General features: G+C 67.3%; 19 protein-coding genes. 11 read left to right on the forward strand and 8 right to left on the reverse strand.

Annotated elements, in window-relative coordinates:
- Positions 1-151: 151 nt before the first annotated feature.
- On the reverse strand, positions 152-2,260 hold the full coding sequence (fusA, locus tag KBW95_RS19105; RefSeq protein ID WP_211529073.1) for an elongation factor G: 2,109 nt from the start codon (positions 2,258-2,260) through the stop codon (positions 152-154).
- Positions 2,261-2,453: 193 nt separating this feature from the next.
- On the opposite strand from fusA, the gene KBW95_RS19110 reads away from it, so the two are divergent.
- Positions 2,454-4,694 carry a TonB-dependent receptor domain-containing protein gene (locus tag KBW95_RS19110; protein ID WP_229429883.1) on the forward strand — a complete coding sequence of 747 codons (2,241 nt, stop codon included), beginning with the start codon at positions 2,454-2,456 and terminating at the stop codon, positions 4,692-4,694.
- A gap of 167 nt (positions 4,695-4,861) precedes the next feature.
- Here KBW95_RS19110 and KBW95_RS19115 read toward each other — a convergent pair whose 3' ends face one another.
- The 5 genes from KBW95_RS19115 to hmgA form a co-directional block, all read right to left on the reverse strand.
- On the reverse strand, positions 4,862-7,243 hold the full coding sequence (locus KBW95_RS19115; RefSeq protein WP_211524750.1) for a bifunctional diguanylate cyclase/phosphodiesterase: 2,382 nt from the start codon (positions 7,241-7,243) through the stop codon (positions 4,862-4,864).
- Positions 7,244-7,372: 129 nt separating this feature from the next.
- The gene (locus KBW95_RS19120; protein ID WP_211524749.1) at positions 7,373-8,074 is read right to left on the reverse strand and encodes an MBL fold metallo-hydrolase; all 702 of its coding nucleotides are present in this window, start codon (positions 8,072-8,074) and stop codon (positions 7,373-7,375) included.
- Between the two features lie 66 nt (positions 8,075-8,140).
- Complete coding sequence (locus KBW95_RS19125) at positions 8,141-8,953, reverse strand: TlpA disulfide reductase family protein (RefSeq protein WP_211524748.1); 813 nt, start codon at positions 8,951-8,953, stop codon at positions 8,141-8,143.
- 43 nt (positions 8,954-8,996) lie between these two features.
- Positions 8,997-10,304, reverse strand: coding sequence for a hemolysin family protein (locus tag KBW95_RS19130; protein ID WP_307727662.1), 1,308 nt, complete (start codon positions 10,302-10,304; stop codon positions 8,997-8,999).
- A 131-nt stretch (positions 10,305-10,435) separates the two neighbouring features.
- A complete protein-coding gene (gene hmgA, locus KBW95_RS19135) occupies positions 10,436-11,731 on the reverse strand; it encodes a homogentisate 1,2-dioxygenase (protein ID WP_211529075.1) in 1,296 nt (431 codons plus the stop codon).
- A gap of 192 nt (positions 11,732-11,923) precedes the next feature.
- Here hmgA and KBW95_RS19140 point away from each other — a divergent pair, with 192 nt between their 5' ends.
- The 5 genes from KBW95_RS19140 to KBW95_RS19160 all read left to right on the forward strand — a co-directional run bounded on the left by KBW95_RS19140 (position 11,924) and on the right by KBW95_RS19160 (position 16,309).
- Positions 11,924-12,829 (forward strand): LysR family transcriptional regulator, encoded by a 906-nt coding sequence (locus tag KBW95_RS19140; protein WP_211524745.1) that lies wholly within the window; start codon positions 11,924-11,926, stop codon positions 12,827-12,829.
- Between the two features lie 79 nt (positions 12,830-12,908).
- A complete protein-coding gene (gene hppD, locus KBW95_RS19145; protein WP_211524744.1) occupies positions 12,909-14,015 on the forward strand; it encodes a 4-hydroxyphenylpyruvate dioxygenase in 1,107 nt (368 codons plus the stop codon).
- A gap of 94 nt (positions 14,016-14,109) precedes the next feature.
- Positions 14,110-14,460 carry a CidA/LrgA family protein gene (locus tag KBW95_RS19150; RefSeq protein WP_211524743.1) on the forward strand — a complete coding sequence of 117 codons (351 nt, stop codon included), beginning with the start codon at positions 14,110-14,112 and terminating at the stop codon, positions 14,458-14,460.
- Positions 14,453-15,190: an LrgB family protein gene (locus KBW95_RS19155; protein WP_211524742.1), complete on the forward strand. Its 738-nt coding sequence runs from the start codon at positions 14,453-14,455 to the stop codon at positions 15,188-15,190. The genes KBW95_RS19150 and KBW95_RS19155 overlap by 8 nt, the downstream gene beginning before the upstream one ends.
- Positions 15,191-15,277: 87 nt before the next feature.
- Positions 15,278-16,309: a patatin-like phospholipase family protein gene (locus tag KBW95_RS19160; protein ID WP_211529076.1), complete on the forward strand. Its 1,032-nt coding sequence runs from the start codon at positions 15,278-15,280 to the stop codon at positions 16,307-16,309.
- 3 nt (positions 16,310-16,312) lie between these two features.
- Here KBW95_RS19160 and KBW95_RS19165 read toward each other — a convergent pair whose 3' ends face one another.
- Positions 16,313-16,909 (reverse strand): hemerythrin domain-containing protein, encoded by a 597-nt coding sequence (locus KBW95_RS19165; RefSeq protein ID WP_211524740.1) that lies wholly within the window; start codon positions 16,907-16,909, stop codon positions 16,313-16,315.
- Positions 16,910-17,266: 357 nt separating this feature from the next.
- Here KBW95_RS19165 and KBW95_RS19170 point away from each other — a divergent pair, with 357 nt between their 5' ends.
- The 5 genes from KBW95_RS19170 to KBW95_RS19190 all read left to right on the forward strand — a co-directional run bounded on the left by KBW95_RS19170 (position 17,267) and on the right by KBW95_RS19190 (position 22,172).
- Positions 17,267-18,274: a manganese catalase family protein gene (locus KBW95_RS19170; RefSeq protein WP_211524739.1), complete on the forward strand. Its 1,008-nt coding sequence runs from the start codon at positions 17,267-17,269 to the stop codon at positions 18,272-18,274.
- Positions 18,275-18,329: 55 nt separating this feature from the next.
- Positions 18,330-19,247: a ZIP family metal transporter gene (locus KBW95_RS19175; protein ID WP_211529077.1), complete on the forward strand. Its 918-nt coding sequence runs from the start codon at positions 18,330-18,332 to the stop codon at positions 19,245-19,247.
- A 96-nt stretch (positions 19,248-19,343) separates the two neighbouring features.
- Positions 19,344-19,922 carry a TetR/AcrR family transcriptional regulator gene (locus tag KBW95_RS19180; RefSeq protein ID WP_211529078.1) on the forward strand — a complete coding sequence of 193 codons (579 nt, stop codon included), beginning with the start codon at positions 19,344-19,346 and terminating at the stop codon, positions 19,920-19,922.
- A gap of 119 nt (positions 19,923-20,041) precedes the next feature.
- Positions 20,042-20,743, forward strand: a complete 702-nt coding sequence (locus tag KBW95_RS19185) for an SDR family oxidoreductase (RefSeq protein ID WP_211524736.1) — start codon at positions 20,042-20,044, stop codon at positions 20,741-20,743.
- A gap of 13 nt (positions 20,744-20,756) precedes the next feature.
- Entirely contained in the window at positions 20,757-22,172 is a 1,416-nt protein-coding gene (locus KBW95_RS19190) for an MFS transporter (protein WP_211529079.1), read from the forward strand.
- A gap of 8 nt (positions 22,173-22,180) precedes the next feature.
- On the opposite strand, the gene KBW95_RS19195 is transcribed toward KBW95_RS19190, so the two are convergent.
- On the reverse strand, positions 22,181-23,056 hold the full coding sequence (locus KBW95_RS19195) for an alpha/beta fold hydrolase (RefSeq protein WP_211524734.1): 876 nt from the start codon (positions 23,054-23,056) through the stop codon (positions 22,181-22,183).
- Positions 23,057-23,060 lie beyond the last annotated feature (4 nt).

Raw genomic sequence — 23,060 nt, forward strand, 5'->3', positions numbered from 1 at the left:
CGAATAGGTCTGCTTGAACACCCGGCGCTGGATCTGGCGCCACACGAAGCCGGCCACGGCCATCATGATCATTTTCCGCATGAGAAACTCCTCGACAAGGGTGGACTAATCAGCCGCCACCTTACCCCGCCTCGGTGGACCACGGCGCATGCTAGCGGCCGGTGCGCGCGGTCGCGATCTGGTCCAGCACGTGCTTGGGTACCGGCGAATACTGCTTGAACTCCATCGTATAGGTCGCGCGCCCCTGGGTCAGCGAGCGCAGGGTGGTCGAGTAGCCGAACATCTCGGCCAGCGGCACCAGGGCCTTGACCAGCTTGCCGCCGCCGCCCGGCATCTCGTCCATGCCCTGGACCATGCCGCGCCGCGTCGACAGGTCGCCCATCACGTTGCCGGTGAATTCCTCGGGCGTCTCCACCTCGACCTGCATCATCGGCTCCAGCAGCTCGGGCGCGGCGCGGCGCATGCCGTCCTTGAAGGCCATCGAGGCGGCCACGCGGAAGGCGTTCTCGTTGGAGTCGACGTCGTGGTAGGAGCCGAAGGTGAGGGTGGCGCGCACGTCGACCACCGGGTAGCCGGCCAGCACGCCGCTCTGCAGGGTCTCGCGGATGCCCTTGTCCACCGCCGGGATGTATTCGCGCGGCACCACGCCGCCCTTGATGGCATCGACGAATTCGTAGCCCTTGCCGGGGTCCATCGGCTCCAGCTTGAGCACCACGTGGCCGTATTGGCCCTTGCCGCCGGATTGCTTGACGAACTTGCCTTCGACGTCCTCGACCGGCTTGCGGATGGTCTCGCGGTAGGCCACCTGGGGCTTGCCGACCGTGGCCTCGACGCCGAACTCGCGCTTCATGCGGTCCACCAGGATCTCCAGGTGCAGCTCGCCCATGCCGGACATGATGGTCTGGCCCGATTCCTCGTCCGTGTGGACGCGGAAGGACGGGTCTTCCTGGGCCAGCCGATTCAGGGCGACGCCCATCTTTTCCTGGTCGGCCTTGGTTTTCGGTTCCACCGCCTGCGAGATCACCGGTTCCGGGAACACCATCTTCTCCAGCACGATTACGTGGTCCGGGCTGCACAGGGTGTCGCCGGTCGTGACCGCCTTCAGGCCGACGGCGGCGGCGATATCGCCGGCGAAGACTTCCTTGATTTCCTTGCGCTCGTTGGCGTGCATCTGCAGGATGCGCCCCAGGCGCTCCTTCTGCGCCTTGGTCGGGTTGTACACGGTGTCGCCGGAATTGACCACGCCGGAATACACGCGGAAGAAGGTCAGCTGGCCGACGAAAGGATCGGACATGATCTTGAAGGCCAGGGCCGAGAAGGGTTCGTCGTCGGACGGATGGCGTTCGATCTCCCGGTCGTGCTCGTCGTGTCCGGCGATGGCCGGGACGTCCACCGGCGAGGGCAGGTACTCGATGACCGCGTCGAGCATGGCCTGCACGCCCTTGTTCTTGAACGCGCTGCCGGCCAGCATGGGCACGATCTCGTTGCGGATGGTGCGCTGGCGCAGGGCGGACTTGATCTCGTCCTCGCTGAAGGTGTCGCCGCCCAGGTATTTCTCCAGCAGCTCGGGGGTGGCGTCGGCCGCCGCCTCGACCAGGTGCTCGTGCCATTCACGCGCCAGCTCCTTGAGGCTGTCGGGGATGTCCTCGTAGCTGAACTTGACGCCCTGGCTGGCGTCGTCCCACTTGATGGCGCACATCTTGACCAGGTCGATCACGCCCTCGAAGTGGTCTTCGGCCCCCAGCGGAATCTGGATCGGCACCGGCACGCCCTTCAGGCGCTCCTTGATCTGGCGGTGCACGCGGAAGAAGTCGGCGCCCACGCGGTCCATCTTGTTCACGAAAGCGATGCGCGGCACCTTGTACTTGTTCGCCTGGCGCCAGACGGTCTCGGACTGCGGCTGTACGCCGCCAACCGAATCGTAGACCATCACCGCGCCGTCCAGCACGCGCATGGAGCGCTCGACCTCGATGGTGAAATCGACGTGGCCGGGGGTGTCGATGATGTTGATGCGGTGCTCGGGGAAGGTGTTGCCCATGCCGCGCCAGAAAGCCGTGGTCGCGGCCGAGGTGATCGTGATGCCGCGCTCCTGCTCCTGCTCCATCCAGTCCATGGTCGCCGCGCCATTGTGCACTTCGCCGATCTTGTGATTGACACCAGTGTAGAACAGGATGCGCTCGGTCGTGGTGGTCTTGCCGGCATCGATGTGGGCGCTGATGCCGATGTTGCGGTAGCGCTCAATGGGGGTCTTGCGGCTCATCACAATCTCCTGAAAGAGAAAATCGGATCTGGCCGTTCAATGTAACTGAAGTGGGGCCGTCTTGCAGGCGCCGGCATCGATTTCTCTCTCTTGCGAAGGAGCATGCGCAGGGTGACGCCGGAACTCATCAAGCAGACTCATCTGTGCGAGAATCGTCGGTTCCGTCCATTCACGCTCGCCCTGATGCCAACGTATGACCATGCCGCACCGCACCGCTTCTGTCCCGATCTCGACACTGGGCCGCGCCGTGCTCGCGCTGTGCGCCGCCACCGCTTCCGTCCAGGCCCAGCAGGCGCAGGAGCCACCCGCACAGGAGCAGGCGAAAGCGGCGCCCGCCGTGCCGGCGCCGGCGGTCGAAGCCACGGTCTCGGTCAGCGCCGCGCGCCCGACCAACCGCATCGACCGCCAGGTCTACGACGTCAAGGCCGACCCGGCGACCTCGGTCGACTCGGTGGCCGACACCCTGAACAAGGTGCCCTCGGTGGCGGTTGATCCGGACGGCAATGTCTCGCTGCGCGGACGCAACAATGTGCAGATCCTGGTGGACGGCAAGCAGTCGGCCATGATGCAGGGCGAGAACCGGGCCGCGGCGCTGAACGCGCTGCCGGCGGCGGACCTGGAATCGGTCGAGGTGATCAACAATCCGGGCGCTCAGTTCGGCAACGAGGGCGGCGGCGGGCCGATCATCAACCTGGTGATGCGGCGCGAGCGGCGCCCCGGCGGTTTCGCTTCGCTCAACGCCAACGCCGGCACCGGGGGACGCTTCCACGCGAATGCCTTCTGCAGCTACACCACCGGCCGCATGAGCCTGCAGGGCAGCGTCTTCGGCCGCCACGACCGTCGCGCTTCGACCGGCGAAACCTTGCGCGAGCGCATCGATCCGGCCAGCGGCGCCGTGTCGCGCAGCGCGCAGCATAGCCGCGGCGAGAACCGCAACGACGTCGGCGGCTTCAACGGATCGCTCAGCTACAACCTGGGCGACAAGGATGTGCTCGGCGTGAACGCGAACTACCAGGCTGCAAACAGCGACGGCGATTCAAGCGAAGACTACCGGGGCCTGCGGCCGGACGGCAGCGTCGAGAGCGAGTACACCCGCGGCACGGAACGCGAGGGCCGCAACCGCAGCTACAGCCTGGGCACGCGACTGGACCACAAGGGCGACCAGGACGGCGAGGCGCTCAAGCTCGACCTGCGCCTGTCAGGCTCGGACAACGACAACGGCGCGCGCTATGCCAGCCTGTATACGCTGCGGCCGCCGGCCGCGGCGAATCCCTTCAACCGCCAGGAGGGCGTCAACGACAGCCGCGTGGCCGACTTCACCGCCGACTACGAGCTGCCGGTGGCGGAGGGGCTGCTCAAGCTGGGCGCCAAGGCGGCGCGCACCAGCAGCAGCTTCGACAACCTGTTCCTCGACATCGACCCGGCCACCATGGCCGAGCGCGTCAATACCACGCGCACCAACCGCTTCGAGCTGGACGACTCCACCTTGGCCGTCTACGGCTCCTACGAGCGCCGCCTGGACAGCAAGTGGAAGGCGCAGGGCGGCCTGCGGGCGGAGTACAACGAACTCGACATGCACCAGGTGACGACCGGGATCCGGGCCAGGAACGATTCGACCGACCTGATCCCGAGCGCCTTCGTCACCTACGCGCTGTCCGAGGATGGCACGCTGCGCCTGAGCTACGCCCACCGCATCCGCCGTCCCGGCGCGGGCGACCTGAATCCCTTCGTGGTCTACCGCGACGAGCTGAACATCGCATCCGGCAACCCGGCGCTCAAGCCCAGCGAGTCGGATTCGCTGGAGCTAGGCTACGAGACCCGCTTCGGGAAGGTCGACACCAACCTGCGCCTGTACGCGCGGCGCGATACCGACCTGATTTCCGAGCGGCGCCTGCTGCTGGCCAACGACGTGCTGCTCACCACGCGCGAGAACGCGGGCAGCAAGCGCTCGGGCGGGCTGGAATTCTCGTTCAGCGGACGCGCCACGCCGGCCCTGCAGCTGAACCTGAGCGGCAATATCGGCTATGCGGAGCAGACCGTGCTGGGCGGGCAGGCCGGGGCAAACCGCAGTGCGGCCTCGCTCAGCGTGCGCGGCCGTCTCGGCTGGCAGCCGGACAAGGAGAACCAGTTCCAGCTGGTGCTCAATGCCCAGGGCAAGGAATTGTTCGGAGAGGGCTACCGCCAGCCCGTGCGGACGGCCAACCTCAGTTATCGCCGGACCTTGAGCCCGGCCCTGAGCCTGGTGCTCAATGTCAACGACGTGTTCGATTCGCAGAAGACGGAGATGGTCACCGAGACCGCGCGCCTGCGCGAACGCAGCGTGCGCCGCGGCGACGGACGGGTCGTGTTCCTGGGCCTGTCCTACCGCTTCGGCTCCTTTGGCGGCGGCAACCGGGGTCCCGGCATGCGTCCGATGGGGCCGCCTGGACGCTGATTAGAGCACGCCGAAGAACAAGAGCACCAGCAGGGTCAGGACCACCGACACCAGGATCGATCCCAGGCAGCCGAGCTTGTTCGAGAAAAAGAGAAACATGGTCATCCTTCATGACGGGGATGCGCCGAGTATAGCGGCCTGCGCCGTAGACGGGCGCACGCAGGCCGCTAGGCAAGCAGCCGGGTATCGCAGCGGATCATGTCTTCCAGCTGGTCCGAAGGCACGGCCGGGCTGAAGTAATAGCCCTGCATCTGGTCGCAGTCGTGGTCGCGCAGGAAGGCCAGCTGTTCCTGGGTCTCGACGCCTTCGGCCACCACTTGCAGCTTGAGGCTGTGCCCGAGCGCGATGATGGCGCGCGGGATGACGGCGTGGTCGTCGGCCTGCAGGTCGGTCAGGAAGGAGCGGTCGATCTTGATGTAGTCGACCGGGAACTTGCGCAGGTGGCTCAAGCTCGAGTAGCCGGTACCGAAATCGTCGATCGACAGGTGCACCCCGAGTTCCTTGAGCTGGACCAGGGCGTCCTTGGCGTCGGCCGGATTGTCCATCAGCTGGCTTTCGGTCACCTCCAGTTCGAGCTGGCCCGCCGGCACCTGGTAGCGCGCCAGGGTGGCCGCCAGGCGCTTGGCGAACTGGCGCTGGCGCAGCTGGCGCGCCGACAGGTTGACCGAGATGACGAAATCCTTGGCGCCCGCCGCGTTGAGCGAGCGCAAGGTGCGGCAGGCTTCCTGGATCACCCATTCGCCCAGCGGCACGATCAGGCCGGTTTCCTCGGCCACCGGGATGAAGTTGTCGGGCTGGATCAGGCCGTGCTCGGGGCGCTGCCAGCGCACCAGGGCCTCGGCCCCGATCACCTTGCCGCTGCGCAGGTCGACCTTGGGCTGGAAGCCCAGCACCATCTCGTCGTTGCGGATCGCCCGGCTCAGGCTCGCTTGGAGCATCAGGTGCTGGTGCATGGCCTGGGCCATCTCGGCCGAATAGAACTGGATATTGTTCTTGCCCAGGGCCTTGGCGTGGTACATGGCTGCATCAGCGGCGCGCATCACCCGGTCGACGGTGTTGCCGTCGTTCGGGAACAGGCTCACGCCGATGCTGGTGCCGGGGACGATCTCGCGTCCGCCCACCAGCACCGGCGTGCCGACGCTGCGGCGCACCCGTTCGAGCAGGTCGGTCACGTGGGCCACGCTGGGCTGGTCGTGGATCAGCAGGACGAACTCGTCGCCGCCGATGCGCGCCACCAGGTCGTCCTCGCGCATGTTGACGCGCAGGCGCTCGGCGATCTCGCGCAGCACCGCGTCGCCGGCGTCGTGGCCGAAGTTGTCGTTGATGTGCTTGAAGTTGTCGAGGTCCAGGAAGGCGAGGGCGCCCAGCACGCGGTGGCGCAGCGAGAAATCGACCGCGAACTTGAGCCGGTCCAGCAGCAGGGTGCGGTTGGCCAGGCCGGTCAGCGGGTCGTGGTGGGCCAGGTGGTGCAGGCGGCGCTCGTAGTGGCGGGCCTCGGTGATGTCGCTGATGACGGCCACGAAATGGGTCACGGCGCCGTCGACCGTGGTCACCGGATCGATGCGCAGGTCGTTCCAGAAGATCTCGCCGTTCTTGCGGGCGTTGCGCAGGATGGAGCGCACGCTTTCCTTGCGCTTGATGGCGTCGTGGATGCGCTTGTGTTCGTGCTCGTCGCAGCCCTCCACGCGCATGAAGCGCGGGTCCCGTCCCTTGATCTCGGCCAGCGTGTAGCCGGTGATCTGTTCGAAGGCGGGGTTCACGTACTCGATCAGGTTTTCGCCGTCCTCGCAGATGGTGATGACGATCGCGTTGACGCTCGAATACAGGGCCCGCTCGCGCACCCGCAGGCCGTGCTCGACCTGCTTGCGTGCGGAGATGTCGAGGCCGGTGCCGAACACGCAGGGCTTGCCGGCCAGGTGGGTGCGGCAGCAATGGAACATGTAGGTGGCGCGCCGTCCGTATTTGCCCACCAGGTCCGCTTCGTGGGTGGATTCGCCCTGTTCGAAGGCGGCGGTCAGGTACTGGCCGATTTCGTCGCGCACTTCTTCGGGGTAGAAATACTTCACTTCGGTGGTGCGCAGTTCCTCAGGCGTGCGCTGGAGCGCTTCCTCCAGCTGGTGGTTCCAGAACACCAGGCAACCGGATTCGTCGATCACGTAGAACACGCAGGGAAGGTCTTCGATGATGTCGCCGATGGGCAGCTCGCGGATCACCGCCGGGTGCTGCGGCAAAGGCTCGACCGGCAGCATGACCATGCTGTAGGTCGGGCCGCCCGCCTGGTCGAGGGCTTCGGGCGAGACGGTGACCCGCACTGGCAGCGTGCCGCCGTCCGCGCGCGCCAGCTTGGCCAGCGAAGCGGTATCGGCGCGCGAGAGTATGGACAGCGCTTCGTGGCGCGGAGACTCGAAGGCGAGCAGGCGCTCCACGGTCCAGCCGCGCACCTGCTCCGCGGTGTAGCCGGTGACCTGTTCGCAGGCACGGCTCCAGCGGAGAATGGTGCCGTCCGGATCGACGACGAAGGCCGCCAGCGGAATGGGTGCGCGCTTCACAACTCCTCCTGTCCGTCTGCGCAATGCACGTGGGAAGGCTACGCGGCCATGATAGCGCGCTCGCGGCAAGACGGCAGGAATGTACGCAGCGTAACGAACGGGGCGCCGGGCTCAGCCGGGCGACGCCGCTCAGACGCTGTGGGGCAGGCCCAGGTTCTGGTTGGCGGGCACGGCGATGTCCATCAGCCTGGGGCGCGGCAGGTTGAGCGCTGCCATCAGCGCGACGAAGTCCTCGCGCGAACGGTTGGCGAGGCGCGCGTTGTGGCGGCGTTCCCAGCCGATGGTCGAGACCGACTGGCCCTTGTAGTCGTGGCCGGGCCAGACGCGGGTGGCGTCGTCCAGCGCGAACAGCTTGCGCGTGACGCTGTCGTAGAGCGCGTCCGCGCTGCCGCTCTGGAAGTCGGTGCGGCCGCAGCCGTCGATCAGGAGGGTGTCGCCGGTGAACAGGTTGCCGCGCCACAGGTAGCACACGCTGCCCGCCGTGTGGCCAGGCGTGTGGATCACGTCGATCTGCTCGTGCCCGGCGAAGGAGATGCGGTCGCCGTCGTTGAGCTGGACTTCGGCCGGCGGAATCCCGCAGCCGCTGGGCACGCAGGCCTTGGCGCCGGTCATGGCGCGCAGCTTGCCGGCCGAGGTCACGTGGTCGGCATGGGCATGGGTTTCCAGCACATGGGTCAGCTGCAGGCCGAGGCGCGCGATGTGGGCCAGGTCGCGCTCCACATGGCGGTCGACCGGATCGATGATGACGGCCTCGCGGCTGCCGGGCGGCACCAGGATGTAGGTGAAGGTGGACGACTCGGCGTCGAACAGCTGGATCGGGTTGACTTGCATACGGCTCTCCTCGGTACGCCCGCTGTTGTACCACATGTGGCGTCGCGGGGAAAGCTTGGGCCCGCTTCAGCGCGCCTCGCGCAGGCTGTCGAGCTTGTCGCGCAGGCTTGCTTCGGATAGCTCGCCCGAGTGGCGCAAGCGCAATGTGCCGGATGCATCGTAAAACAGGGTGGTCGGGTAGCCGGGCGAGTTGGTGCGGGACGCCAGGCGGCCGGTGGGATCGGCCACCACCCCCTTGGTGTCCAGGCCCTGCTCGGCCATGAAGCGCTTCACCGTATCCAGCGATTCGCCCTGGTTCACGTAGACGAAGCCGATCTCGGGATAGCTGCGCTGCGCCTCGATCAGGACCGGCATCTCGCGGCGGCAGGGCGGGCACCAGGTGGCCCACAGGTTGACCACCAGCGGACGGCCGCCGAAGCTGTGCAGCGGCACCTCGGCGCCGTCGAGGCGGCGCACCTGGACGTCGGGCATGGGCGGCTGTGCCGGCGCCATGAGGTGTCCAAGCAGCGTGCCGCCCAGCCAGATCGCCGCGCCGGCCAGGCTCGAGACCAGCAAGGGGCGGCGCAGGGCGCTGTCGCGGCGGGTGAGCTCGGCGCCGGTCACGCAGGCGGCGAACAGGCCGGCGGTCGCCTGGAAGCCGCCGTCGCGGATGTCCAGCGCGCTCAGGGGCGAGGCGGCGTAGATGTCGTGGTGGCGCAGTACGAAGACGGCGCGGGCGGTGACGAAACCGGCCAGTATCATCTTCCACAGCACCGGGCCGGCGTCCACGCCCCGCCTGTTGCGCAGCCAGTCGGCGAGGCCGGTGGCGGCCAGGACCGCCGCCAGGACCAGGACGGTTTGCAGGGGAAGGATGAAGGGGCCAAGCCGGATGGTGTCCAAACAGGTGCTCCGGGTTCGTGTGACCGGCGTCTCGGACGCCCGGTCAGGACTTCTTGCGCGGCGCCTGCTCGCGGCGGCACACCAGGATGCGGTCGATGCGGTTGCCGTCCATGTCGACGATCTCGATCCGGTAATCCTCCCAGTCGAAGAACTCGGACACCTTCGGGATATACCCCAGCTGGTACAGCACGAAGCCCGCCAGCGTGTGGTAGGCGCCGGTCTCCTCGTCCGGGAACGCGATCGCCGTGTTCATCAGGTCGCGGAAGCGGTCGAGCGGCATGCCGCCGTCCAGCAGCCAGCTGCCGTCCTGGCGCTGGACGGCGTCGGGATCGTGCTCTTCGCCGATCACGGTCACGTCGCCGACCAGTGCGCTCATCACGTCGCTCAGGGTCACCATGCCCTGGATGTCGCCGTATTCGTCGACGATCAGGGCCAGCTCCGCGCGGTTCTTCTTGAACAGCTCCAGCAGGGCCATCGCGCTTACCGTCTCCGGCACGTACAGCAGCGGCTGGATCGCGGCGTCGAGGTTGATGGCGTCGAGCGAGCCGTGGCGCACCGATTGCGCGAACAGGTCGCGCGCCATCACATAGCCGAGGATGTGCGCGCGGTCACCACGGTACACGGGGTAGCGGCTGTAGGGATTGTCCGCGATCAAATCGAGATTGGCCTTGCGGTCCGCTTCCAGGTCCAGGATCACCAGGTCGACGCGCGGCGTCATCAGGGCCTTCAGGTGGCGGTCGTCCAGCCGCAGGGCGCGCGAGACGATGTCGTACTCGGTCTTTTCGAAGACGCCGGCGTCGGTGCCTTCCTTGATCATGCCGGTGATGTCTTCCTCGGTCGGCGCTTCGTCCTTGCCGTCGCGAATGCCGAGCACGCGCACGATCGCTTCGGTGGTCAGGGACAGCACCTTGACAAAGGGCGCCATCAGCCTGGACAGGATGCGCAGCGGCTGCGCGATCAGGGTCGCCATCGCTTCCGGGTACTGCATGGCGATGCGCTTGGGGACCAGCTCGCCCAGGATGATGGAGGCGAAGGTGATGCACACCACGACGATGCCGAGCGCGATCTCGCGCGCGTAGGGCGCAAGGGTGGGAATGGTCTCGATTTCCGGGGCGAGGCGCGTGACCAAGGAGGCTTCGCCGAAGGCGCCGTTGAAGATGCCGATCAGCGTGATGCCGACCTGCACCGTGGAGAGGAAGTGGCTGGGATTATCGGAGAGGTCGAGGGCGGCGCGCGCACCGCGGCTGCCTTCTTCCGCGCGCCTTTCCAGGCGCATGCGTTTTGCCGAGACAAGCGCGAGCTCGCTCATGGCGAACACCCCGTTCATCAAAATCAGAACGAGGATGATCAATATGTCTGTCATAAGGGGGAGAGAGGGGGCGATAGCCCTTGTCCGGACTTCTTCCGGGCCGTTGCCGGGCACGCCACGCCAGCGTACGGCGCATCATCGCATGCCCGGCAATTCAAAGGAACACAAATGGCCTACTGTTCCGGTCGGAAATATTTACGGATGCCGGCCCAGCACTGCTGGTAATCGCCCTGGCGCTGCGGCGAATTCAGCGCGTGTTCGGTCGGAACGATGACGTTGCGGGTCTCGAACATGAAGGCCATGGTGTCCGCCACCTTGTGCGGCTGGCTGGTGTCGGATCCGCTGGCCTTGTCGAAGGTGGCGGCATCCGGGCCGTGGCCGCTCATGCAGTTGTGCAGGCTGGCGCCGCCCGGCACGAAGCCCTCGGCCTTGGCGTCGTAGGCGCCGTGGATCAGGCCCATGAACTCGCTCGCCACGTTGCGGTGGAACCAGGGCGGGCGGAAGGTGTCTTCGCCGACCAGCCAGCGCGGCGGGAAGATCACGAAGTCCAGGGTGTCCACGCCGGGGGTGTCGCTCGGGGCCTGCAGCACCAGGAAGATCGAAGGGTCCGGGTGGTCGTAGCTGATCGAACCGATGGTGTTGAAGTGGCGCAGGTCGTATTTATACGGCGCGTAGTTGCCGTGCCAGGCCACCACGTCCAGCGGCGAGTGCTTGATCTCGGCGCGCCACAGGCGGCCGCAGAACTTGGTGACCAGTTCGAAGTCGCCTTCGAGGTCTTCGTATTTCGCGACCGGGGTCAGGAAGTCGCGTGGGTTCGCCAGGCCGTTGGAACCGATCGGGCCCATGTCCGGCAGCTGGAGCAGGGCGCCGAAGTTCTCGCAGATGTAGCCGCGCGCCTCGCCGTCCGGCAAAGCGACCGCGAAGCGCACGCCGCGCGGAATCACCGCGATTTCCTGCGGCTCGACCTCGACCAGGCCCATCTCGGTGGCGATGGACAGGCGGCCCTGCTGCGGCACGATCAGCAGCTCGCCGTCGGCGTTATAGAAGTAGCGGCCTCGCATCGAGCGGTTGGCGGCGTAAAGGTGGATGGCGCAGCCGGTCATGGCTTCCGGCGAGCCGTTGCCGGCCATGGTCACCCAGCCTTCGATGAAATCGGTGGGCCTGTCCGGCATGGGCAGCGGGCTCCAGCGCATCTGGTCGGGCGGGGCCGGGGTGTCGAAGCGGCCCACGATGCGCCCGGCGTCCATCGGCGCGAAGCGGCCATGCACGGCGGCCGGGCGGATCCGGTACAGCCAGGAGCGGCGGTTGTGGCTGCGCGGCGCCGTGAAGGCGGTGCCGGAAATCTGCTCGGCGTACAGCCCATGGGCCACGCGCTGGGGCGAATTGCGGTGCAGCGGCAGGGCGCCGGGCAGGGCCTCGGTGGCGAACTCGTTGCCGAAGCCGGACTGGTAGCCAAGGGGCTGGCTCATGCTGGATTCTCCTGGGACGTAAGCTGGGACGATGTCTATTGGCGCTCACTCTAGAAGAATTCGCCGTGTTTTACGAGATGAATAGAAAAATGTAGACTATTTATCCCATCAATATTGCTGTTCCCATGCCGGGACGGGGCCGACAATGCGCAATGTCCAGGCCAGCGTCGTGCGGCCGGCCAGCGAACGCCCATGATAGAACCGCACACCATCGACCTGAATCTGCTGTCCGTGTTCCAGGAAGTCTACCGGGAGCGCCAGATCTCCTCCGCCGCCAAGCGGCTGGGACTGAGCCAGTCGGCGGTGAGCAATGCGCTGGCGCGCCTGCGGCGCAGCTTCGGCGACGAGCTGTTCGTGCGCACGGCCAGCGGCATGCAGCCGACCCCGCTCGCGACCCAGATGGCGGAGCCGATCGGGGTGGCGATGGCCCAGGTGGCGCTGGCGCTGAACCAGCGCAGCCGCTTCGAGCCGGGCACCAGCAGCCGCCGCTTCACCCTGGCGATGACGGACGTGGGCGAGATCTACTTCATGCCCACCCTGATCGAGCGCTGCCGGCAGCTGGCCCCTGGCGTGGAGATTTCCTCGCTGCGGGCGGGCGCGGTGAACCTGAAGGAAGAGATGGAAGGCGGGCGGGTGGACCTGGCGATCGGACCCTTCGAGGATGTGTCCGAAGCCCTGTACCAGCGCCAGCTGTTCCGCCAGCCCTATGTCAGCATGTTCCGCAAGGGCCACCCGCTGGGGCGGGGAGAAATGACGCTGGAGCGCTTCGTGCGCGCCGAGCACTTGCTGGTGGATGCGAGCGACAGTCCTTACGACCGCATCAACCAGCTGCTGGCGCGCGCGGGCGTGGGCCCCTCGGTGCGCTTCCGGGTGCCGCACTTTACGGCGGTGCCCTATATCGTGAGCACGAGCGACCTGGTCGTGACGGTGCCGCAGAAGCTGGCCGAGCGCGCCGGAGCGCCTTTCGGCCTGGAGTGGGTCACGCCGCCGCTGGAGCTGCCGCCGCTGCAGACCAATGTGTTCTGGCACCGGCGCTACAACCAGGATCCGGGCAACCAGTGGCTGCGCGGGCTGCTGGCGGAAGTCTTCGCGGAGTAGCAGGAAAAAATTCGGCTGCGCATGGGCATCATGCGCGGCCAGTGGATGACACTAACCCAAGTCAACAAAGGAAGAGAAAATGGCAGACCTGTTTGAGAACCCCATGGGCCTGATGGGCTTCGAATTCGTCGAGTTCGCATCGCCGACGCCGGGCGTGCTGGAACCCGTGTTCGAGAAGCTGGGCTTCACCAAGGTCGCGGTGCACCGTTCGAAGGACGTCACCCTGTACCGCCAGGGCGACATCAACTTCATCATCAACAACGAGCCGAAGAGCTACGCCGCCTACTTCGCCGCCGAGCACGGCGCGTCGGCCTGCGGCATGGCCTTCCGCGTGAAGGATTCGCACAAGGCCTACAAGCGCGCGCTGGAACTGGGCGCACAGGCGGTCGAGATCCCGACCGGCCCGATGGAACTGCGCCTGCCGGCGATCAAGGGCATCGGCGGCGCGCCGCTCTACCTGATCGACCGTTTCGAAGACGGCAAGTCGATCTATGACATCGATTTCGAATTCCTCGACGGCGTCGAGCGCCACCCGGTCGGCCACGGCCTGAAGATCATCGACCACCTGACCCACAACGTCTACCGCGGCCGCATGAGCTACTGGGCCGGCTTCTACGAGAAGCTGTTCAACTTCAAGGAAATCCGCTACTTCGACATCAAGGGCGAGTACACCGGTCTGACCTCGCGCGCGATGACCGCGCCGGACGGCAAGATCCGCATTCCGCTGAACGAGGAAGGCAAGGCGGGCGGCGGCCAGATCGAGGAATTCCTGATGCAGTTCAACGGCGAAGGCATCCAGCATATCGCCATGCTGTCGGACGACCTGATCACCACCGTCGATGCGCTGCGCGCCGCCGGCGTTCCGCTGATGGGCGCGCCCCCGGCGACCTATTACGAGATGCTGGAAGGCCGCCTGCCGAACCACGGCGAGAATGTCGACGCGCTCAAGGCCCGCGGCCTGCTGATGGACGGCAGCACCGAAGGCGGCCAGCCGCGCCTGCTGCTGCAGATCTTCTCGGAGACCCAGCTGGGCCCGGTGTTCTTCGAGTTCATCCAGCGCAAGGGCGACGACGGCTTCGGCGAAGGCAACTTCAAGGCGCTGTTCGAGTCGATCGAGCGTGACCAGCTCAAGCGCGGCGCCATTCCGGGCGCAACTGAGGGCGCAGCGGCGACCGCCGAGGCGTAAAGACACCGGCGCCCTGCGCGCCGCTGCTTGAGCTGCTATCCTGCATGCTTTGGCGGCCCCATGCGTGGGGCCGCTCTTGCATTCGGGAGGTCGTATGTTGGCTGCGTTCGCGGTCCTGTTGGTGTTCCAGTGCCTTGGCGAAGGCATCGTTTTCCTGTTCGGCCTGCCGGTTCCCGGTCCCGTGGCCGGCATGCTGCTGCTGATGGCGGCCCTGATCCTGTTCCCTACGCTCCAGACCCTGGTCGAACAGGGCGCCAATACCTTGCTCTCCCATCTGTCGCTGCTGTTCGTGCCGGCCGGGGTCGGCATCGTTGCGGCGGCCGCGAGCGGCAGCGGGCACTGGATCGCGATCATCGCCTCGGTCGGCGTCAGCACCATCCTGACCCTGGCGGTCACCGGCCTGATGCTGCGCAAGCTCGGCAAGGAGGACCAGCGCGATGCCTGATTTCGCCGGCCTCAGCCATTTCTGGGTCTATCTTTCCGCTTCACCCCTGCTGGGACTGACCATGACGCTGTGCGCCTATTTGGCGGCGCAGTGGATTTTCCGCCGCAGCAAAGGCTCGCCGCTGGCGAATCCGGTCGCCATTTCGATTGCCCTGATCGCGGCCGTGCTGTGGCTGTCCGGCATGTCCTACCAGCGCTATTTCTCGGGCGCGCAGTTCGTGCACTTCCTGCTCGGCCCCGCCACCGTGGCTTTGGCCGTGCCGCTGGTGCGCCAGCTGCCGCGGCTGCGCAAGGCTTTCCTGCCCTTGGCGGCCGCGCTGGCGGCGGGCTGCGTGACCGCCATCGTGTCGGCGGTCGGCGTGGCGCTGCTGCTCGGCGCCACGCCAGAACTTGCTTACACCCTGGGCCCGAAATCGGCCACCTCGCCGATCGCCATGGCGGTGTCCGAGCGGCTGGGCGGTATTCCTGCGCTGACCGCCGCCATGGTGATCGGCACCGGCATCTTTGGCGCCATCGTGGGCAAGTATGTGTTCCAGATCGTGGGCATCCGCTCGGACGCGGCGCGCGGCGTGGCGCTGGGGCTGGCCTCGCACGGTATCGGCACGGCGCGCGCATTCCAGCTCAGCGCGGAGATGGGCGCATTCGCCGGCCTTGCCATGGGCCTGAACGGCGCGCTCACCGCCCTGATCGCGCCATGGCTGGTGCCGCTCGTGGTCCGATGGATGGCTTAAGGCGAACTGAGCATAACAAGCGGCAATGCTGCGCCGCACAATTCAAGATCGCACTAGACTCGCGCCAACTATCAAACGGAGTCGATTGTGACGATCTATAAAACCATCAGCCTCGGCCTGCAGGGCGGCGGCACCTACGGCGCCTTCGGCTGGGGCGTGCTCGACCGGCTGCTGCAGGAAGAGTGGCTCGAACTCGACGCCATCAGCGGCACCAGCGCCGGGGCGATCAACGCCGTGGTGCTGGCCGACGGCTATGCGCACGGCGGCGGACGTGCGGGCGCGCGCCGGGCCCTCGACCGCTTCTGGCGCACCCTCGGCCAGACCGCCATCCTCAGTCCCTTGCAGCGCACGCCGCTCGACCACATGGCGGGTGGCTTCACCATGGAGCATTCGCCGGCCTACCAGCTGCTGGAAATGGCCGGCGCGCTGGCGGGACCCGTGTTCGAAACGCCGGTGACGCTCAACCCCTTGCGCAACTTCCTGTCGGCGACGGTGAATTTCGCGCGCGTGCGCGAATGCGAGGAACTCGAACTGTTCATCACCGCCACCAATGTGCGCACCGGCACCGGCAAGCTGTGGGAACGCAAGGAACTGGACGTGCAGAAGGTGCTGGCCTCGGCCTGCCTGCCGACCGTGTTCGCGGCCGTCGAAGTCGATGGCGAGACCTACTGGGACGGCAGCTATGTCGCCAATCCGCCGCTCGCGCCCCTGATCGAGCGCGGGACGGCGCGCGACCTGGTGATCGTGCAAAACAATCCGATCGCGCGCCAGGAGCTGCCGCGCAACATGGCCGACATCAGCAACCGCGCCAACGAGATCGCCTTCAACATCAGCTTCGTGCGCGAGATCAGCGCCTTGCAGCACCTGCATGGGGTGCCGGACGAGTTGCGCGGCGCCGGCGCTGCCCTGGACCCGGTACGCCTCCACCTCATTACTGGCAACGACCGGCTGTCCGAGTACAAGATCTCGGCCAAGTTCAATGCGGAGCTGGGCTTCCTGCAGCTCCTGCACGACCTGGGTGTCCAGACCGCCGAGACCTGGCTGCGCGAGCACGCCCAGCACCTGGGCCTGCGCTCGACGCTCGATCCGATGCCGGTCTATTTCCCCGACCGGCTCTAGACCTCAGACCGGATTCGATTTCCAGGTCTTCTTCGGTCCCAGCGCCTTGGCGGCGAACAGCGCGCTGGCCAGGCCCACGACCATGGCGGCGGTGCTGCCCGAGAAGCCCACGACATGCTCCTTGGCCAGCTTGCCGGCCTTGGGGCCCACCAGCTGCATGCGGCGGCTGGTCATGCGCGCGCCCATTTCGGACAGCGCCTGGCGGCTGAAGATGGCTTCGGCCTGCGGCAGCAGCTTGGTTTCCTCGTCCGCCACGTGGTGGATCACGTCGCGCATCAGTTCCATCACCAGGTCGTCATGGCGCGGGTCGGAGCCGCTGGTGCGGCGCAGCTCGGCGATGAGGCGGCGCATCTCCATGTGCTCGGGCTCGGCCTTGTGGATGAAGGGCTCTTTCGCATCGCGCTGGCGCATGGCCGGGTAGAAGATCTCTTCCTCGAGCGTCGCGTGGATCTCCAGCGCGTCGCAGATGGTGTCGGCCAGGGCCTTCTTGACGGTCGGGCGCTTGTCGCGCGAATACTGGTGGAAGGTGACCATCGTGTGCGAATGGTCGAAGCGGATCATGTCGGTAATCGTCGGGCTCAACTGTTTGAGAGAAAACATCGTCTTTCTCCTTCGTGGTGGTTGGACCAGCAGCTTGTGCCGGCGAGGTCTTGCAATATCGATCAGGCTTCATGCTAGGTCGTTTCTCATGCGGGGCGCGCACGATTACCTTGCCGCGAACATGGGAATTTCCTTTTTACATCAAAGACTTGATTCCCCTGATCCATGTTCTTTACCTGGCTTTACAGCTTGTCACACTAGTCCTACAACCAGACAAGCGCGTACCTGATGACGTCTCGACAGCGGGGCTGAGAACATGAAGGTGTTCGGTTGCCGACCCCGGCGGCAGCCTCGGGGCCGGCTGCATGCGCGGGATGCGCGGCGGCTGGTGTCAACATTCATCGGAGGAACACGCTTATGTTTGCACATAACAAACGCTTGCAATACACGGTGCGCGTCAACGAGCCGAACCCGGCGCTGGCCAACCTGATGCTCGAGCAGTTCGGCGGCCCGCAGGGCGAGCTGGCCGCTGCGATGCGCTACTTCACGCAGGCGGTATCGGAAGACGATGCGGGCCGCAAGGACATGCTGTTCGATATCGCGACCGAGGAGCTGAGCCACCTCGAGGTGATCGGCCACATCGTCGCCATGCTGAACAAGGGCGCCAAGGGCCGCCTGGCCGAAGCCGTCGACAGCGAAGCCGACATGTACAAGAGCATCACCGGCCCAGGCAACGACAGCCACATCACCCAGGTGCTGTACGGCGGCGGCACGCCGCTGGTGAACTCGGCCGGCGTGCCGTGGACGGCGGCGTATATCGACTCGATCAGCGAGCCGACCGCCGACCTGCGCTCGAACATCGCCGCCGAGGCGCGCGCCAAGATCGTCTACGAGCGCCTGATCGCGCTGACCGACGACCCGGGCGTGAAGGAAGCGCTGGGCTTCCTGATGACGCGCGAAGTGGCGCACCAGAAGTCCTTCGAGAAGGCCTTGTACGCGATCGAGCCGAACTTCCCGCCGGGGAAAATGGCGGCCGATCCGCGCTTCGCGAGCGTGTACTACAACATGTCGCAGGGCCCGGGCGAAGTGCGCGGCCCGTGGAACCAGGGCGCGGACTGGGATTTCGTCAGCGACCGCGAGAAGCAGTGCGCCGTCGACGGCGGCTCGGGCGAGGCGGAAGTGGCGCTGCCGGCCGACGACATCGACGTGCTCAAGCAGATGGCCATGCGCACCCAGTCCAACCCGGCCTCGTCGCCGCGCACGGGGGCGGAACTGGGCATGAGCATGCAATCGGCATCCGGTGGTACGATGGGTGGATCGTCGGGTAACGCCATGGGCAAGGCCAATGTGGCCAGCAAAGGCGGCGAGCTGGACGATACCGGCCTGAGCAATCCGAAAGGCAGCAAAAAGTCGCTGAAGAAGTAAACCGCAAGACAGGTCCCGTGCGGCCCTGCCGCGCGGGGCCTGAACAGGACATTGCATGAATTTCAGAACCGAAAAAGCGGATGGAACGCGCGCGGACGGTGCCTTGCCGCGCTGGCTCACCTTGCGGCGCCTGGTCGGCTTCACGATCTGCGCCGTCGGCTGCCTGGTCCTGCTCGGCAGCCTGGTCGAGCAGATCATGATCGCCAATCCCAAGATGCATGCGGCCCTGCTGGGCGGCGGCACGGCGGCGGCCGCGACCGCGCTCGGGACCTTGCCGGTCCTGATGGCGCAAAATTTCTCCAAGCGTACTTACGACTGCTTCCTCGGCTTCGGCGCCGGCGTGATGCTGGGCGCCACCGCGTTCTCGCTCGTGATTCCCGCCCTGGCCGCGGCCAAGGCCGCCGGCGCGGGCAGCTGGGAAGCCAGCCTGATGGCGGGCGCGGGCATCATGGCCGGCGCCGGCGGCATCATGCTGCTGGGCCGCGCGGTCCAGCCCGAGGGCATCCTGGGCAGCGACATCGACGGCACCTCGCTGCGGCGCGCCTGGCTGTTCATCTGGGCGGTGGCCCTGCATAACCTGCCCGAAGGCCTGGCGATCGGCGTGGCCTACGCCGGAATCGACATCGAGAAAGCGAATTCCCTGACCACCGGCATTTCCATCCAGGACGTGCCGGAAGGGCTGGTGGTCGCACTGGCCCTGCGCACGGTCGGCTATGGACGGCTGATGTCGGTGAGCGGAGGCGTGGTGTCCGGCCTGATCGAGCCGGTGGCGGCCGCCCTGGGCGTGGCCCTGATCGGGATTTCGGCGGGGATGCTGCCTTTCGCCCTGGCCGCGGCCGGGGGAGCGATGCTGCTCGTCATCGTGCACGACGTGATTCCCGAATCTCATCGAGGCGGCAACGCGACCGCCGCCAGTATCGCCCTGGTGGGCGGCTTCATCCTGATGACGGTGCTCGATACGGCGCTGTCCTGAGCGGCGTTTCCCGCGCCTCCACGCGAAGGGAAAATTCGCTTGACTTCAAAATATGACGGGAATAATATGAGCTCCATCATATTTCGAGGTGCCGCCATGCCAGCTTCGTCCAAACGCGAACAGACCCACGCCCGGATCGTCGAGGCTGCCGCGCGCGCCTTGCGCCGCGAAGGCTTCGCCGGCGTCGGCGTGGCCGATGTGATGAAGCAGGCCGGGCTCACCCATGGCGGCTTCTACGCCCACTTCCCGTCGCGCGAGGCCTTGCTGCTGGAGGCGGTCGAGCGCGCGGCGTCCGAGAGCGCGACCGTGCTGGCCGAACGCATCGGCGCACGCACCGCCAAGGGCATGTCCCCGCTGCAGGCCCTGATCGACGCCTATCTGTCGCCGGAACACCTCGAGGCCACCGAAGAGGGCTGCCTGGTGGGCGCCCTCGGTTCCGAGATGGCGCGCCAGGACGAGATCCTGCTCAACGCCTCGCGCGCCCGGGTCGAGCGCCTGATCGAGCGGGTGGGCGAGGCCTTGCCGGAAGGCGCGGCGCCGGGGCAGGCGGTCGCCCTCGCCGGCGCGCTGGTGGGCACGCTGCAGGTGGCGCGCACCATGGGCCGCCAGGGCCCGGGACGCGAACTGCTGGAGCAGGGCAAGGCCGCACTGATCGCACAATACGCAGCATCCTGAAATCAGGCGAGCCGCCTGCGGGCGGCAATTTTTCGCAGTTGAATATGATGACCATCATATTCAAGGCGCCGACGGGGCACAGGGCCGACCGGACGCCATCACACACGAAAGGGAATGCCATGAAACTCGACAACGCTACCGTCCTCGTCACCGGCGCCAACCGCGGCCTGGGCCGTGAATTCGCCCGCCAGGCACTGGCCCGGGGCGCCCGCAAGGTCTATGCGGCGGCGCGCAACCCGGCCTCGGTCGACCTGGAAGGCGTGGTGCCCGTGGCGCTCGACGTCACCGACGCCTTCCAGGCGGCCGCGCTGGCACGCGAGCTGGGCGACGTCGACCTGGTGATCAACAACGCGGGCATCGCCGAGATGACCGGGGTGCTCGATCCGGAAAGCCCGGCGGCGCTGCGTCGCATGTTTGAAACCAATGTGTTCGGCATCCTGAACGTGAGCCGTGCCTTCGCGCCCGTGCTGGGCAGGAATGGCGGCGGCGCCTTCCTGAACGTGCTGTCGGTGGCAAGCTGGATCAGCAGCCCGGCACTGGCTGCCTATGGGGTCACCAAGGCGGCGGCCTGGAGCCTGACCAACGGCCTGCGCAACGAACTGGCGGCGCAGCAGACCCAGGTGATGGGCCTGCACGTGGGCTTCATCGACACCGACCTGACCCAGGGCATCGATGCGCCGAAGCTGACCGTCGATGTGGTGGTCGACCGCGGCTACGCGGCGCTCGAGGCGGGTGCGCCGGAAGTCGCCATCGACGAGCTGACGCAGGCCGTCAAGCGCGGCCTCTCGGCCGAGCCAGGCCTGTACACCTTGCCGCGCTAAGCAGGGGCTGGACATGGACATGCGCGCCGACGCGGCCATCGCCGCCACCGCCGCCACCCGCCGCCTGCCGGGCTGGGGCGCGTTCGCGATCGCCAGCACGGCGGTCCTGCTGGTTGCGAACGACAGCACCATGCTGTTCGCCGCCTTCGGCGCGCTGCGCCATGCTTTTCCGGGCGCCACCGCGGCCGAGCTGTCCTGGGTGCTGAACGCCTACACGGTCGTGTTCGCTACGCTGCTGGTGCCGGCCGGCGGCCTGGCCGACCGCTTTGGTACCCGCCGCAGCTTCCTGGCGGGGCTCGCGCTCTTCCTCGGCGGCTCGGCAGCGGCGGGAATGTCGCCCAGCATGGGGCTGCTGGTCGCCAGCCGCGTGACGCAGGGCGTCGGCGCGGCGCTGGTGACGCCCAGTTCGCTGGCGATCATCCTGGCCGCATTTCCACCGGCGCGGCGGGCGGTGGTGGTCGGGCTGTGGGGAGCGGCATCCGCTCTGGGCGCCGCCATCGGGCCGATCGCGGGCAGCTTCGCGGCAGAACTGCATGGCTGGGCCGGCGTCTTCTTCGTGAACCTGCTGCCGGGCGCGGCTGCGCTGTACCTCGGCTGGCGGTATCTGGCGCCGGCGCCGGGTGGCGGCCGCACGGCCTCCGTCGACCTGGTCGGCATGCTCTTGCTGGGCCTGGCGGCGGGCGCCCTTGCGATGGCGATCACCCAGTCCGGCTCGCCGGTCTGGAGCCGGGCGGACCTGGCGCTGCTGGCCGGCGGCGGCGTACTGGCATTGCTCGGCTTCGTGCTGTGGGCGGGCCGCAGTGCGGCGCCGCTGGTGGACCTGTCCCTGTTCCGCTCGCGCACCTACAGCGCGGTGAACCTGGCGACCCTGGTGTTCAATGTCGCCTTCATCATGATGTTCTTCTCGCTGTTTTCCTTCCTGACCAAGGTCTGGCACTACAGCCTGCCACTGGCCGGGATGGCGATCGCGGCGGGACCGCTGACGGTGGTGCCGGTGGCCTTCCTGGCCGGGCGCTTCGCGGCGCGCTCGGGCCATCGCGTGCTGCTGGTGGCGGGATCGCTGGTGTTCGCGGCCGCCGGGACCTGGCTGCTGCTGGTGCCGGGGACGCAGCCCGCCTACCTGAGCCAGTGGCTGCCGGCGATGCTGTTGAGCGGAATCGGGATCGGCATGGTGCTGCCTTCGCTGTCCGGGGCGGCGGTGGCGGGGCTGGCGCCGGCGCGCTTCGCGGTCGGCGGGGCGGTCAACCAGGCGGTCCGGCAGTTCGGCGCGGTGCTGGGGGTGGCGCTGACGGTGCGCTGGCTGGGCGGCGCGCATCTGGCGCCGGCCGACTCCGAGCCGGTGTTCGGGATGCAGATCGGACTTGCCCTGCTGACCGGATTGCTGTGCCTGGTGGTGCATACCCGGCCGGGAATGGCGCCCGGCCGCTGAGTCGGATTTCAGGGGCCGGGGCCGCCGAGTTTCCCGGCAAGGAAGTTCGTCAAGCGCAGCTCGTAGGCGGCGGGGGCGTAGTCGTACAGGTCCTGGTGGGCGGCGCCGCCGACTTCCCACAGCTGCGCGCTGGCGCCGAGCGCCGCGTGGATGCGGCGCGTCTCGGCGAGCGTGGTATGCAGGTCTTCGGTACCGGAGGCGACCAGGACCGGCATGTCGAGCGCTCCCAGGCGGTCGATGGGCCGCAACTGCGCGGGTTCGATGGCAAGGCGCAGCGGCAGCTGCCACAGCAGCAGCCTGGAGAGCGGCGCGGCCAGCGCCCCGAGCCGCATGCGCAGGCGGTTCTCGACAGCTTCCTCGATGGTCGGATACATGGATTCGAGCACCACGGCGTCGGGCCGTGGGCAGCCGCGGCACAGGACCAGCGAGGCCGCGCCCAGCGAGACGCCGATCACGCCCAGGCGCGCTTCCGGCTGGCGCCGGCGCAGCCATTCCAGGCTGGACCGTACCGCCTCGGATTCGCTCAGGCCGAAGGTGATCGCGGGCGCGGGGCTGGCGCCATGTCCCGGCAGGTCGATCAGCAGCACCGCATGGCCTTGCCGGTTCAGGAAGCGGGCGCGCGCCAGCATCTGGCGCCGGTCGGAACGGATGCCGTGCAGGAGCAGCAGGGCGCTCTTGCCGCGCCCTTCCAGGAACCAGCCGGCGACCGGCATGTCGGTATCGGTCTTGATGGTGACGGCCGTCGTGCCGGGCGCGGCGGGGAAGGGCGCCGCACCCTGCTGGGCGCGCATCAACTCGCTGCCAACCTGCCAGACCAGGACGGCGCCGATCACGGCCCCGGCCGCCATCGCTTTCATCCACAGTGGCACAGCGAACTTTCTCACGGAC

Origin of the sequence: Massilia sp. ZL223 (genome assembly GCF_018119395.1) — a bacterium.
Taxonomy (GTDB): domain Bacteria; phylum Pseudomonadota; class Gammaproteobacteria; order Burkholderiales; family Burkholderiaceae_D; genus Telluria.

Excerpts from the sequence above, each read along its gene's own strand:
- KBW95_RS19175 (WP_211529077.1), top strand. The coding sequence starts at position 18,330 with ATGAATTTCAGAACCGAAAAAGCGGATGGAACGCGCGCGGACGGTGCC.
- KBW95_RS19165 (WP_211524740.1), bottom strand. The coding sequence starts at position 16,909 with ATGTTTTCTCTCAAACAGTTGAGCCCGACGATTACCGACATGATCCGC.
- KBW95_RS19170 (WP_211524739.1), top strand. The coding sequence starts at position 17,267 with ATGTTTGCACATAACAAACGCTTGCAATACACGGTGCGCGTCAACGAG.
- KBW95_RS19120 (WP_211524749.1), bottom strand. The coding sequence starts at position 8,074 with ATGCAAGTCAACCCGATCCAGCTGTTCGACGCCGAGTCGTCCACCTTC.
- KBW95_RS19185 (WP_211524736.1), top strand. The coding sequence starts at position 20,042 with ATGAAACTCGACAACGCTACCGTCCTCGTCACCGGCGCCAACCGCGGC.
- KBW95_RS19110 (WP_229429883.1), top strand. The coding sequence starts at position 2,454 with ATGACCATGCCGCACCGCACCGCTTCTGTCCCGATCTCGACACTGGGC.
- KBW95_RS19140 (WP_211524745.1), top strand. The coding sequence starts at position 11,924 with ATGATAGAACCGCACACCATCGACCTGAATCTGCTGTCCGTGTTCCAG.
- KBW95_RS19190 (WP_211529079.1), top strand. The coding sequence starts at position 20,757 with ATGGACATGCGCGCCGACGCGGCCATCGCCGCCACCGCCGCCACCCGC.
- KBW95_RS19155 (WP_211524742.1), top strand. The coding sequence starts at position 14,453 with ATGCCTGATTTCGCCGGCCTCAGCCATTTCTGGGTCTATCTTTCCGCT.
- hppD (WP_211524744.1), top strand. The coding sequence starts at position 12,909 with ATGGCAGACCTGTTTGAGAACCCCATGGGCCTGATGGGCTTCGAATTC.
- hmgA (WP_211529075.1), bottom strand. The coding sequence starts at position 11,731 with ATGAGCCAGCCCCTTGGCTACCAGTCCGGCTTCGGCAACGAGTTCGCC.
- KBW95_RS19150 (WP_211524743.1), top strand. The coding sequence starts at position 14,110 with ATGTTGGCTGCGTTCGCGGTCCTGTTGGTGTTCCAGTGCCTTGGCGAA.
- fusA (WP_211529073.1), bottom strand. The coding sequence starts at position 2,260 with ATGAGCCGCAAGACCCCCATTGAGCGCTACCGCAACATCGGCATCAGC.
- KBW95_RS19180 (WP_211529078.1), top strand. The coding sequence starts at position 19,344 with ATGCCAGCTTCGTCCAAACGCGAACAGACCCACGCCCGGATCGTCGAG.